Consider the following 13,622-nt stretch of genomic DNA (forward strand, 5'->3'; position numbering starts at 1 on the left):
CAGCGGGAGAGTGCGGCTGCCTTGAGCAAATCATTCCAGATTGAAATAACACTTGACGCAGGAGAGCTGCGATGAGCCTCATCGTTCAAAAATTTGGGGGTTCCTCGGTTGCCGACGAGGACAAGATGCGCCACGTTGCCCAGCGTATCGTGGAAACCCGCCGCGCCGGGCATCAGGTGGTGGCGGTCGTGTCGGCCATGGGCAAGACCACCAACAACCTCCTCAACATGGCCCGGGATCTGGCCAAGGATCCGTCCCGCAGGGAACTGGATATGCTGCTTGCCTGTGGCGAGCGCATTTCCATGTCCCTGCTGAGCATGGCCATCCAGGAGCTGGGCGAGGACTGCATCTCCCTCACCGGCCCCCAAAGCGGCATCCGTACCACCGACAACCACTTCAATGCCCGGATTACCGACGTCAAGGCTGGACGGGTGGAGCGTGAACTGGAACGTGGCCGGATTGTGGTCGTTGCCGGTTATCAGGGCATGAACAGTCGTGGCGAGGTTACGACCCTTGGTCGTGGCGGTTCCGACACCACGGCGGTGGCGGTGGCCGCAGGCGTCAATGCCGATCGCTGTGAGATCTACTCCGATGTGGACGGCGTCTACACAGCCGACCCGCGCATTGTTGAGACCGCCCGTCCCATGCCCGAAATCAGCTATGTCGAGATGACCGAACTGGCCCACCACGGGGCCTCGGTTCTCAACCCACGGGCGGTGGAATATGCCTGGCGCCGTGACGTGGAGGTCCGTGCTCGCTGCACCTTCAACGATGCCCCCGGCACCATCATCCACGAGCGGGAGGCCGGCGACGAGGCCAAGGTCCTGGGTGTTGCTTGCCACAAGGAGTTGATCTGGGTCTCCCTGCGGGGCAAGGACCGGGTCGCTGGCCTGGGCGACAAGGTGCTGAAGGCTATTGAGAAGAATGACATTTTCGTGGACGACACCGGCGATGATGGTGAGCGCCGCGATATGCTGATCGCGACTGAAGATATTGCCAATCTGGATATTTTCGCTGATGGCTTACGCGACCAGTTTGACGACCGAATCTCGGTCAGCACGGATCTGGGCTCGGTTTCAGCAGTCGGCCTGCACACCGGGGAGGACCCGGACATCCTTCGCAAGGCCGAAGCGGCGCTGGAACGAGCCGGAGTCGGTGTCCGGATCAGTTTCACCCGCGAGCATTCCCTGACCTGCCTGGTCGAAGCCGCCCAGGTGGGCGATGCCATGCGAGCCCTGCATGCAGTCTTTCTTGAGGATGCCAAGCAGGCTCGGGAGGTGGCATGAGCAAGACCGCGACAACCATAGACAGTAAGGACAACAACGTGTCTGAGCAGACTGGTGACATTATTTACCGCGCCGCCACCGCCGCCGATGGGGGCGTGATGTGGAGGTTCGTGGCGGAAGCCGGGGTGCTGGAACAGAACCCCTCCTACGCTTATATCCTGATGTGCCAACACTTCGGCGATACCTGCCTGGTGGCTGAGCGGGATGGCGAGATGGTGGGTTTCGTACTGGCTTATATCCCGCCCAGACAGGAAGACACCATCTTCGTCTGGCAGGTGGGTGTCAGCAAGAAAGTGCGTGGCAAAGGGGTGGGCATGCGCCTGCTCCGCCATCTGATGGCACTGCCGGCATGCCGAAATGTGCGCTATCTGGAAGCCAGCGTGACGCCGAGCAACAAACCCTCACAGAATCTGTTCCGGGGCTTTGCCAAGAGGTCCGGCACCCAATGCCGCAAGATGCCCTTCTTCCCCAGCGAGTTCTTCCCGGAGCCTCACGAGAGCGAACACCTGTACCGGGTCGGCCCGATCGAATGGCCGGAAGCCTGAACTGTTTTTTGAAACGAATTCCAGATTCTTTTGACCGGAGGACCAATGAGCAACAAGACCATCGACAAATATGAATCCGAAGTGCGCGGCTATTGCCGGACCTTCACCAAGACCTGGGACACGTCCGAGGGCGCCTGGCTGACCGACACCGAGGGCGAGAAGTACCTGGACTTCTTCGCCGGTGCCGGCGTGCTCAACTACGGACATAACCACCCGGCACTGCGCAAGCCGCTGCTGGAGTATGTGGAACGCGGCGGCATCACCCACAGCCTGGACATGTACAGCGCCCCCAAGGAGCGTTTCCTGGAAACCTTCAATCAGGTCATCCTGGAACCGCGCAAGATGAACTACAAGGTCCAGTTCCCGGGCCCGACCGGCACCAACGCCACCGAGGCGGCCATGAAACTGGCCCGCAAGGTGACCGGCCGGACCAACATGGCCTTTTTCACCAATGCCTTTCACGGCATGACGGTCGGCTCCCTGGCGGTGACCGGCAACGAGGGCAAGCGCCACAGCGCCGCCCAGCCGTTGAGCAATGCCACGCCCATGCCCTTTGACGGCTACATGGGCGAGGGTGTCGACACCCTGGATTACTTCGAGCATGTGCTGGAAGACCGGGGCAGTGGCGTGGAAATGCCGGCCGGCGTGATCGTCGAGACCGTGCAGGCCGAAGGTGGGGTCAACGTGGCCAGTCGCGAATGGATGGAGCGTCTGGGCCGAATCTGCAAGAAGCATGGCATCCTGCTGATCATCGACGACATCCAGGTGGGTTGCGGTCGCACCGGCACCTTCTTCAGCTTCGAGGAATGGGATCTGGACCCGGACATGGTCTGCCTGTCCAAGTCCCTGTCCGCCTACGGCCTGCCCTTCGCAGTAATCCTGCTCAAGCCCGAGCATGACATCTGGGGTCCGGGCGAGCACAACGGCACCTTCCGCGGTCACAACCTGGCCTTCATCACCGCCACCGCGGCGTTGAAGGAATTCTGGCAGGATGACGCCCTGACCCGCGAGGTGCGGCGCAAGGGCGAAATCGTGAGGGAGCGCTTCCAGGCCATTGCCGACCGCCATCCGGCCCTCAAGGCCCGTGTCCGCGGTCGCGGCTTCATCTGGGGCCTGGCCTCCGAGCACAAGGGCCTGGCCGACATGTTCTCGGAAGAGGCCTTCAAGCACGGACTGGTGATCGAGGGTGCCGGGATCGACGATAACGTGGTCAAGTTCCTCGCCCCGCTGGTCATCGAGGAAGCGGACCTGGTCAAGGGCCTGGACATCCTCGACAAGGTCGCCGAGACCGTCAGCAAGAAACTGGCCGAGCAGAACGCCGCTTGAAATAACCGCAACGCATCCCCAGCTTGAAAGCGATGCGCGTGGTCGCGGGGGCGGCCCAGCCGTCCCCGCACTCTGGATAGCTCACAAGCCATCCGCAAGCAGCACCCGGCTGGCACAGCAAGGAACAAGACCGGCCAGCCATTAGTACGGACTCCAGGGCCGCCCTGCGTATCATGAACGGCAGGCAAGCAGGGCCCTGTGCGCCCGACACGACCACTCACCGGCATATTTGGGAGCCATGACAATGATTGTGAGAAAACTGGATGACATCATCGGTACCGACCGCGAAGTGGATGGCGGCAACTGGGTCAGCCGCCGTCTGGTCCTGAAGGATGACGGCATGGGCTATTCCGTCCATGACACCATCATCAAGGAAGGCACCGAAACCCACATTCACTACAAGAACCATCTGGAATCGGTCTATCTGACCGAGGGCGAGGGTGAAGTCGAGACCATCGCGGACGGCAAGATATGGCCCGTCAAGGCGGGCGAGATCTACATCCTGGACAAGAACGATGAGCACTATCTTCGGGCCAACAAGGGCACCCATATGCGCATGGTCTGTGTCTTCAATCCGCCCATCAGCGGACGTGAGGTCCATGACGAGCACGGGGTTTATCCGGTAGACGAAGACTGATCCCGAGGCATTTCCAGGACCCGGGGGGCGATTTGCCGCCCGGGCCATGAACTTAACACAGAGAGGTAACCAACCAACGACAAGCATAAAGGAGGTCTGTTATGGCAGTAACCGTGCGGGAATTGCATGAAACACGGCAAACCGGCACACACACTGACATCTATCCCACCCGGGTCCAGGACGAAGCACGCATCATCCCCCGCAAGGACCCAATTGTTTACGGCGACATCGACGATGGCCCTCTCGGCCAGCAGGAACTGAGCCGGTACGAAAGGGACGGCTTCCTCTTTCTCACCGGGCTGTTCTCGGAGAGCGAAGTGGAAATGTACCGGCGGGAACTTCGCCGCCTCGACGCTCGTGCCGACAACAGCAAGCGTCCCGAGGTCATCACTGAGCCGGGCAGCGAGTCCATCCGCTCGATCTTTTCAATCCATCGCAATGACGACCTCTTCGGGCGGCTGTGCCGGGACCCGCGCGTGCTGGATGTGGCCCAACAACTGCTGGGCTCGGATGTCTATGTCCATCAGAGCCGGGTCAACTACAAGCCGGGCTTCACCGGCAAGGAGTTCTACTGGCACTCGGATTTCGAGACCTGGCACGCCGAGGACGGTATGCCGCGGATGCGGGCGGTCAGCTGCTCGATTCTGCTGACAGACAACAAGGCCTTTAACGGGGCCCTGATGCTGATCCCCGGCTCCCATCGGCATTTCATCAGCTGTGTGGGCGAGACCCCGGAGGACAATCATCTCAGCTCTCTCAAAGCCCAGGAAGTGGGCGTACCGGACCAGGAGAGCTTGAGCTGGCTGGTTCAGCAGGGCGGCATCCATGTTCCGGAGGGGCCGGCGGGCTCGGTGCTGTTCTTTGAATGCAATACCATGCACGGCTCCAACGGCAACATCACCCCTCTGCCGCGGAGCAACGCCTTCTTTGTCTTCAATAGCATGGAAAATCGCCTCCAGGCGCCCTACGCCGCGCCCAGGCATCGTCCCCAATGGCTGGCGGAACGTGACCACACCCGGGCCCTGCGCCACCTGTGATCCCGCCACCGGCGTGAACCGGCGAAAGGCCTGGTTCACGCCCCTGCCAAACGCCAGTAAACAAGGTAGACTAAGGAACCTCTGATCAATTCATTTGCGCCCGCTGTATGGGACAAATGATCAGGCGCTGCGAAGAAAGGGGGACGGTGTGAGCCTCGTTGATATCATTCTTAATCCCGCGGCAGGGGGCGGGAGAGCCGGCAAATTTCGAGATTCCATTGACACGCACCTTCGAAGCCTCGACTTCGAGCCCCGCTGGCACCTGACAGAAAGCCCGGGCCACGGCATTGAGCTGGCCAGGGAGGTGGTTGAGTCCGGCAGCAGGCTATTGGCGACAGCGGGTGGCGACGGCACCCTGTTCGAAGTCATCAATGGTTGCTTACAAAGCGAGGGCCCTTTGCCGGACCTGGCACTGATTCCCGTGGGGCGCGGTAATGACTTCGCGAAGAGCCTTGGGCTACCCCGTGAATGGGCGGACGCCTGCGACCGGCTGATGCTGGGCACAAAACGCCGAGTCGACATGGGCCAGTGCAACGACATCTTCTTTGCCAATACCCTGGGAATCGGTCTGGACGCGGATATCGCGGATATTGCATCCCGCCGCCGTTGGCTGCCCGGTGACACGGCCTATGTTGCTGCCCTTGCTCAGTCGCTGCTGCGGAAACGGCGCCCTCGAGTCTCGGTCAGGCATGACGGGGGCAATCTGGAGCAGGAAGTGACCTTGATGGTAATCGCCAATGGCTGCTACGAGGGCGGACGATTCAATCTGGCCCCTCATGCAAATATCGAGGACGGGCAACTGGACCTGATCATTACGCCGTCGCTCAGTCGGCGCCAGATCATGGCCCTGGCTCCCCTGGTCACTGAAGGCCGTGTAGAAGAAATCGAAGGCTACCAACGCTTCCTGACCCGGCGGGCAAGCATCCATTTGGATGCGCCCTGCCGCGTCCACGCCGATGGTGAGGTAATCTACCGTCAGGCCCGTCGCCTTGAAATTGGCGTGCTTCCGGGGGCGCTGACGTTCTTTAGCTAATCGGCCGAGCCGTCCCTGGTTCTTTTATCGCTGCGCCATGCAGTGACTCAGTGCTTCATTTTGCGATGGCCTCGGGCTCATCCAGCTTCAGGCTCAGACACTTGGCCGACCCCCCCGCCTTGAGGAACTCGCTCAGGGAGGTGGTATGCACCGTAAAGCCAGCTCGCTCCAGCTCTGAACGCAGGCGGTCGGAACAGTCATGCATGATTACATTCTCGCCAATATTGATGGCGTTACAGGAAAATTCCGCCGCTTCTTCCTCGGTCACCCGGATTCGGCGCTCAGCCGGCACCCGCGATTCGATTAACTCATTGGAGGCGACATCATAGGCTTGAGGATAGTAAAGCAGCCATCCGCCGGCGAGGGGGCAGAAACAGGTGTCGATGTGATAGAAGCGCTCATCAACCAGGGTCAGGCTCAGGACGTCGACCCCCAGAAAATCGGCCACGAACTCATGTGCCTCGCGATCGGTGCGGAAGCCGGAACCGGCCCAGAGCCACTCACCACCCCGGTCAAACAGGGAATCACCGGCACCCTCATAACGCACACCCTCTGGCAGCTCACCCACCTCATAGCCAATCTTGCGGAAAAACTGGGCGAAATGCCGCTCCTCCGGCTGGCGCTCCTTGTGGGCGAAGCTGGAAACCACGGCCCGCTTCCCGGCAACCGTGCCGGCGTTGGCGGTGAACACCATATCCGGCACCCCTTCCTGGGGCTCAATCTCGACCACTTCGGCAAAACGCGCCACCAATGCCCTCAAAGCCTGCCACTGGGACATCGCCTTCTCCTGGGAAACCTGGTCCTGGTTGCCCTTCATCCAGGGATTGATAGCGTAATTGACGTGGAAATGGTCAGGCGGACACATGAGAATGCGAGTGGATGTGGACATGACGGTCATTCCGTATTGGTGTTATCTGTGGTTACCGCCCAGAGGCCGGCGCAAAGTCGGGATTCTACCCGATTTGCGGAGGTAGTTTAAGGTGAATGGCTGCAAGACCACCACGGTGGCGGACCCGGTAAGTGATAAAGAAACGGCCCGCAATGCGGGCCGTTTCGGTTCAGCACAGACTCGGACTGGCTTAGGGGCAGACCGTCACCACCTGGGAGCATTCGCCTGAATCCGTGTCGCAGACCTGGAAATCATGGCAGGCTCCGCCACGAATATTACTGGTCCAGGTCCATTCGCCGGTGTTCTCGACGGTGGCCTCGACACCGGCATTGCGCAGCACCTCAACCATGCTGGAGCTGGCGCCGGTCCAGTTCAGGTCGGCACGGTGACGACCCTGCACCTTGTAGCCGACGGCAATCAGTTCGATGGAATCGGCATCGCCGTCATCACTGTCACCATCATCACCACCATTGTCGCCGTCATCGCCATCGTCGTCATCACCGCCGTTGCCGTCGTCGCCACCATTGCCATCGTCACCGCCGTCATCACCACCACCGGCACAGCCATTGCTGGAAAGGTAATCGACGGCATCGCGGGCCTGAACAAGACCGTAACCGAATTCGTTGTTACGGCCGGCGCTGCCCAGGTCCAGGGCGGTGGCGGCAAGGGCGTCACGGATTTCCTGGTTGCTGCAGCTCAGGTGATGGCTCCAGACCAGGGCTGCCACACCCGCCACATGGGGGCTGGCCATGGAGGTGCCATTCCAGCTGGCGTAGTTGCCCACACCGGTGGCCACGAATCCGGTTTCACCCAGACGGGTCAGTGCTTCCTGACCATCAGCCTGGCTGATTCCCACGGAGGGTATGCCGGTCGCCACATCACCCAGGGTGCCCTGGAGGGCGCCGGATTCGTTGTTGTAGATCACCGCGCCGACGCCACCGCCAGCCTCGCAAGCCTGGACCTTGTCGGCAAAACTGATCTGGCCACGCTCGATGAGACAGACCTGGCCCTGGGCATCACAGGTAGAGGTGCCCAAGCCACAATCCATCAATTCACCCTGGCCCTGGGCGTCGGGCGAACCATCCATCGCGACAGCGGAAAAAGCATCACCGGAAAGGGTGAAGGTTTCCTCATTGCCGGAACCCATGGGGACGGTGGAACGGACTGCCACACCCGGCGCGGACAGTTCGACCTGATCATTGCGCTGGGAGAAGCTGGCGAGCTCCATGTTCTCGTCGATGGCGGCCACCGAGACCACGGCATCGTAGGAAGCCGGATAGCTCTTGCGGGTGTTGCCATCGTTGCCCGCAGCGGCGATGGACAGCACACCACGATCATGGGCGGCGGCAAAGGCGTTAGCCTCGGAGTTACTTGAGAAGCTGCCGCCCAGACTCATGTTTACAACATTTGAACCAGCGTCTTCACAGACGTTCAGGGCGTGAACCAGATCCGAGGAATAACCCCAGGAACCGCTGTCATTGAAGACCTTGACGATATGGAGATTCGGATTGCCGGAAGGCAGGACGCCCACCACGCCCACATCGTTGTTCAGGGCGGCAATAGTACCGGCCACATGGGTGCCGTGACCGGATCCGTCCTGGTACCAATTACCGGTGCCGGAGTCATTTGTGCCGGTAACATTGCCACCCGAAGGTAGGTCTTCATGATTGAGGTCGTAGCCGGAGTCGATGACACAGACGGTCATTTCGCTGGCAGCACCGTCGGAGACCTGATCGGCCTGGACCATACCGATGCCATAGGGGCTGACCTGACTGGACATCAGCTCACGGCGAGGATCCTTCTCTACATAGGCCACGTGAGGGTTATTGCGCAGGCCGTTGATGGCCTGGGTGGGCAGACTGACGGCGAAGGCATTCAGTTCGTCAAATTGGTAATGGACTTCACCGCCCTGGGCATTCAGCGCACGTTGCACGCTACCCTTATGGCCTTGATCAAAGACAACCCAGACCCGCTCCTTGCTGTCCGCCACGGCTGAAACACTCATGGCACCCGTCAGGACGGCCGCAGCCAGGGCACCAGCACTGCTGTTGCGAATAAGAGACACGGAAAACCTCCCGCTCAAAGCGTATATCGGACCCCCCCGATAAGTACGCCACATACGGGCGATTGAAAGAATCTAGTCGGCTTTTAGGTGAAAAACCGTGAACCAGTTCACACTTTCCTCTGAGCAGGAGAGAATTCAGAAGGATTCCGACCAACGGCTGGCGGCTTACACAGCGTAAATTGGGAGGCGACTCACCAGCGGTGATAGGCGGGGTGACCAGGCTTCACAGCCATGAACCGGCCGTGGCAGGTATCGCAAAGCTTGTCGCCAGCATAGAGCTGGCCTTCCACAGTGACCACATCACCGTCGGTCTCGACAACGCGCGCGACCAGCCTCAAGGGCCCGTCGGTTGGAGTCGGGCGCTTTAAGCGGATCTGATAATCCATGGTGACGGTACAGGGCGGATGGTCTTCGCCCCGTTGGGTCATCAGATGCCAGGCGGCCGTCCAGTTGCAATGGCAATCCAGAATGGAACCGATGATTCCGCCATTGAGCACGCCCGGGAACGCCTCATGGTGCGCTTCCGGCGTCCACTCCGCGACTACCTGGTCCCCGTCTGGAAAGGATCGAACATGGAGGCCCTTGTCATTGGCGGGTCCGCAGCCATAACAAGCATTGTGTGGAGCGTAGCGTTCCTGTAGGCAAAGATCCGTTGCTTGCATTGTTGACCTCATTACTGATCCGCAGAACTGCGCGGCAGAAAATTCTCCGCGAGCATGCAGCGGACACTGCCGCCGGCATATTTCTCGATGGTCGAAATATCGGCACTAACGATTGTGACGTGCTGCTCGAGACGTTCCAATTGGTCGTCAGTCAGGCTGTTCTTGGCCTGGGAAGACATTGCGAGCAGGGCCTTTCCATCCTTGCTGCGCAGCTGAAGCATGTTGCCGGCAAAGGCGTTCATCTGAGCAAGACTAATGGCAACGACCTCGTGGCCGGTGCGCTCCAGACGTCCCCGCACCCGCAAGCGCTCCTGTTCGTCAACGATAGACTCCTCACAGACGACCGCGAAACTTTGGCCCACACACATCATGACATTGGTGTGGTAGATCTCCTTGCCGTGACTCATGGCGGTAAAGGCTTCCGGCTGGAAATCGAAGCGCTCACACCAGTCATGAAACAAGGCGGGGTGGGTTCGGTTGGACAGGCAGGCATAGGCAATGCGATTTACCCTATCCAGCACCAAGCTGCCGGTACCTTCCAGAAAACGATCCTTCCCTTCACTGGGGCTAAGGTCATGCCGTGCCTGGATCTGTCGACCGTGCTTAGTTTCCAGAGAGTCGATGACGTCGTCGCGACGCTCGGCCCGCCTGCTCGGCGCTTCCATGGGATACAGAACGACGTCACCATCGGCATGGGTACTGAGCCAATTGTTTGGAAACAGGGCATCGGGTGTGACCGGATCCGGCGTGTCGTCAAACACGGTAACCTCGACACCGGCTCTTTCCAGCGCGGCAACGAGCCCGTCGAACTCGACCTGCGCCTGATTCCGAACGGCCTCTTCCTCCGAGGCATCGATATTAGCCTGGAAGGTATTGCTGACCGCCGTCTCGGGGTTGGAAGTGAAGCTGACCGGACGGATCATGATCACCGAATCGGTGCATTGCTGCTGAATGGACATGGGCCTTTCCGAAAGTTGTGATTTCAGCACAGATTCTACCCCATAGTGAAGCCTACGCTAAGCGGGCAGAACGTCTTGAGTCCGGGAAACGCCTAGGAATGCTTGGTGAGTTGATAAGGGGTGGGGTTTCCCCATGCCAAATAAAAAAGCCCAAGGCCGAAATCGACCTTGGGGTTGGGATATAAAGCCTGGCGGTGACCTACACGAGCATGGGGGCGAACAAGGACCGAAATGCCGGTGGCATTTCGCAGCCGACGTGAGCGCCCGGCCAGGACGGCCGGGCCGGACTGCGGGCCAGGGACGGCTACCGGGCACGGCTGAGCTCAGGGTCGTCCATGAAAAGGCGTGGGGTTTCCCCATGCGAAACAAAAAAACCCCAAGGCCGGAATCGACCTTGGGGTTGGGATATAAAGCCTGGCGGTGACCTACTCTCGCATGGGGAAACCCCACACTACCATCGGCGCTGAGCGGTTTCACTTCCGAGTTCGGCATGGGATCGGGTGGTTCACACTCGCTATGGCCGCCAGGCGAACTGGCTCACGGCAAGCCTGTCCTGAGGACAGGGCTTGGGAATTCGAAAGATCGTCTTGGCGCGATGCAGCAATACAGCCTTAGTCGCACACTCAAGTTGCTTGAGTGTTATATGGTCAAGCCTCACGGGCAATTAGTACTGGTTAGCTTCAGCCATTACTGACCTTCCACACCCAGCCTATCAACGTTGTAGTCTCCAACGGCCCTTCAGGGACCTCAAGGGTCCAGGGAGATCTCATCTTGGGAGGGGCTTCCCGCTTAGATGCTTTCAGCGGTTATCCCGTCCGCACATAGCTACCCGGCAGTGCCACTGGCGTGACAACCGGAACACCAGAGGTGCGTCCACTCCGGTCCTCTCGTACTAGGAGCAGCTTCCCTCAAATCTCCAACGCCCATGGCAGATAGGGACCGAACTGTCTCACGACGTTCTAAACCCAGCTCGCGTACCACTTTAAATGGCGAACAGCCATACCCTTGGGACCTGCTTCAGCCCCAGGATGTGATGAGCCGACATCGAGGTGCCAAACTCCTCCGTCGATGTGGACTCTTGGGAGGAATCAGCCTGTTATCCCCGGAGTACCTTTTATCCGTTGAGCGATGGCCCTTCCACTTAGAACCACCGGATCACTAAGACCTGCTTTCGCACCTGCTCGACGTGTCTGTCTCGCAGTTAAGCACCCTTATGCCTTTGCACTCATTGCGCGATTTCCGACCGCGCTGAGGGTACCTTCGTGCTCCTCCGTTACTCTTTGGGAGGAGACCGCCCCAGTCAAACTACCCACCATACACTGTCCCCGACCCGGATAACGGGCCTGGGTTAGAACCTCAAACATGCCAGGGTGGTATTTCAAGGTTGGCTCCACGACAACTGGCGTCGCCGCTTCAAAGCCTCCCACCTATCCTACACAAGCATGTTCAAAATTCAGTGTAAAGCTGTAGTAAAGGTTCACGGGGTCTTTCCGTCTTGCCACGGGAACGCAGCATCTTCACTGCGATTTCAATTTCACTGAGTCTCGGGTGGAGACAGTGGGGCCATCGTTACGCCATTCGTGCAGGTCGGAACTTACCCGACAAGGAATTTCGCTACCTTAGGACCGTTATAGTTACGGCCGCCGTTTACCGGGGCTTCGATCAGGAGCTTCGGCCGAAGCCTAACCCCATCAATTAACCTTCCGGCACCGGGCAGGCGTCATACCCTATACGTCCACTTGCGTGTTTGCAGAGTACTGTGTTTTTAGTAAACAGTCGCAGCCCCCTGGTCACTGCGGCCTCCCTCGGCTCCGATCGCGAGGATCTTCACCTACTAGAGGCGTACCTTCTCCCGAAGTTACGGTACCATTTTGCCGAGTTCCTTCACCCGAGTTCTCTCAAGCGCCTTAGGATTCTCTCCTCGCCTACCTGTGTCGGTTTACGGTACGGTCACATATTACCTGGTGCTTAGAGGCTTTTCCTGGAAGCATGGCATCAGTCACTTCGGTCCACTCAGGACCTCGACATCACGTCTCAGGATTGTGTGAACGGATTTGCCTATTCACACTCCCTACACGCTTGAACCGGGACGTCCAACACCCGGATGACTTAGCCTCCTTCGTCCCCCCATCGCAGTAATATGTGGCACAGGAATATTAACCTGTTTTCCATCGGCTACGCCTTTCGGCCTCACCTTAGGGACCGGCTCACCCTGCGCCGATTAGCGTTGCGCAGGAAACCTTGGGCTTTCGGCGAGCGGGCTTTTCACCCGCTTTATCGTTACTCATGTCAGCATTCTCTCTTCCGATACCTCCAGGAGCCCTCGCGGGTCTCCCTTCAGCGGCGTACGGAACGCTCCCCTACCGCGCACAAAGTGCGCCCATAGCTTCGGTACATGGCTTAGCCCCGTTGAATCTTCCGCGCAGGCCGACTCGACCAGTGAGCTATTACGCTTTCTTTAAAGGGTGGCTGCTTCTAAGCCAACCTCCTGGCTGTCTGTGCCTTCCCACATCGTTTCCCACTGAGCCATGATTTAGGGACCTTAGCTGATGGTCTGGGCTGTTTCCCTCTCGACTACGGACCTTAGCACCCGCAGTCTGTCTCCCGTGATTGCACTTCTCGGTATTCGGAGTTTGCATCGGTTTGGTAAGCCGGGATGGCCCCCTAGCCGAAACAGTGCTCTACCCCCGAGAGTGAGACACGAGGCACTACCTAAATAGTTTTCGGGGAGAACCAGCTATCTCCGAGCTCGTTTAGCTTTTCACTGCTACCCACAGCTCATCCCCTAACTTTTCAACGTTAGTGGGTTCGCGCCTCCAGTGGGTGTTACCCCACCTTCACACTGGCCATGGGTAGATCGCTCGGTTTCGGGTCTACTCCCAGCGACTGGACGCCCAGTTAAGACTCGGTTTCCCTTCGGCTTCCCTATACGGTTAACCTCGCCACTGAAAGTAACTCGCTGACCCATTATACAAAAGGTACGCCGTCACCCTTGCGGGCTCCGACTGCTTGTACGCATACGGTTTCAGGTTCTATTTCACTCCCCTCTCCGGGGTTCTTTTCGCCTTTCCCTCACGGTACTGGTTCACTATCGGTCGGTAGGGAGTATTTAGCCTTGGAGGGTGGGCCCCCCATATTCAGACAGGATAACACGTGTCCCGCCCTACTCGATTTCACGTTGAA

General features: G+C 59.2%; 10 protein-coding genes and 2 rRNA genes (1 of these 12 running past the window's edge). 6 read left to right on the top strand and 6 right to left on the bottom strand.

The genetic code is table 11. The annotated features are described in order from the left end of the window. The first annotated feature begins 71 nt into the window (after positions 1–71). The 6 genes from VCB98_RS05195 to VCB98_RS05220 all read left to right on the top strand — a co-directional run bounded on the left by VCB98_RS05195 (position 72) and on the right by VCB98_RS05220 (position 5,864). On the top strand, positions 72–1,286 hold the full coding sequence (locus tag VCB98_RS05195) for an aspartate kinase (RefSeq protein ID WP_346050842.1): 1,215 nt from the start codon (positions 72–74) through the stop codon (positions 1,284–1,286). After that, entirely contained in the window at positions 1,283–1,831 is a 549-nt protein-coding gene (ectA, locus tag VCB98_RS05200) for a diaminobutyrate acetyltransferase (RefSeq protein ID WP_346050843.1), read from the top strand. Before VCB98_RS05195 ends, ectA begins: the two co-directional genes overlap by 4 nt. A 45-nt stretch (positions 1,832–1,876) precedes the next feature. Then, positions 1,877–3,157, top strand: coding sequence for a diaminobutyrate--2-oxoglutarate transaminase (ectB, locus tag VCB98_RS05205; RefSeq protein ID WP_346050844.1), 1,281 nt, complete (start codon positions 1,877–1,879; stop codon positions 3,155–3,157). Positions 3,158–3,401: 244 nt separating this feature from the next. After that, positions 3,402–3,794 (top strand): ectoine synthase, encoded by a 393-nt coding sequence (locus VCB98_RS05210; protein WP_346050845.1) that lies wholly within the window; start codon positions 3,402–3,404, stop codon positions 3,792–3,794. Positions 3,795–3,895: 101 nt separating this feature from the next. Then, entirely contained in the window at positions 3,896–4,831 is a 936-nt protein-coding gene (thpD, locus tag VCB98_RS05215; protein ID WP_346050846.1) for an ectoine hydroxylase, read from the top strand. A gap of 148 nt (positions 4,832–4,979) precedes the next feature. Next, positions 4,980–5,864, top strand: coding sequence for a diacylglycerol/lipid kinase family protein (locus VCB98_RS05220; RefSeq protein ID WP_346050847.1), 885 nt, complete (start codon positions 4,980–4,982; stop codon positions 5,862–5,864). Between the two features lie 55 nt (positions 5,865–5,919). Here VCB98_RS05220 and VCB98_RS05225 read toward each other — a convergent pair whose 3' ends face one another. From VCB98_RS05225 to VCB98_RS05250, 6 genes are all read right to left on the bottom strand, one after another. Further along, positions 5,920–6,753: a dimethylarginine dimethylaminohydrolase family protein gene (locus tag VCB98_RS05225; protein WP_346050848.1), complete on the bottom strand. Its 834-nt coding sequence runs from the start codon at positions 6,751–6,753 to the stop codon at positions 5,920–5,922. A 190-nt stretch (positions 6,754–6,943) separates the two neighbouring features. Further along, positions 6,944–8,818, bottom strand: coding sequence for a S8 family serine peptidase (locus VCB98_RS05230; RefSeq protein ID WP_346050849.1), 1,875 nt, complete (start codon positions 8,816–8,818; stop codon positions 6,944–6,946). Positions 8,819–9,009: 191 nt separating this feature from the next. After that, positions 9,010–9,480 (bottom strand): PaaI family thioesterase, encoded by a 471-nt coding sequence (locus VCB98_RS05235; protein ID WP_346050850.1) that lies wholly within the window; start codon positions 9,478–9,480, stop codon positions 9,010–9,012. 11 nt (positions 9,481–9,491) lie between these two features. Then, a complete protein-coding gene (gene ctlX, locus VCB98_RS05240) occupies positions 9,492–10,439 on the bottom strand; it encodes a citrulline utilization hydrolase CtlX (protein WP_346050851.1) in 948 nt (315 codons plus the stop codon). A 412-nt stretch (positions 10,440–10,851) separates the two neighbouring features. Next, positions 10,852–10,967, bottom strand: a 5S ribosomal RNA gene (gene rrf, locus VCB98_RS05245). A gap of 115 nt (positions 10,968–11,082) precedes the next feature. Beyond that, positions 11,083–13,622: ribosomal RNA gene (locus tag VCB98_RS05250) — 23S ribosomal RNA — on the bottom strand; it runs 344 nt beyond the window's last position.

The organism is Natronospira elongata, assembly GCF_034931365.1.
In the GTDB taxonomy this organism is placed as follows: Bacteria; Pseudomonadota; Gammaproteobacteria; order Natronospirales; family Natronospiraceae; genus Natronospira; species Natronospira elongata.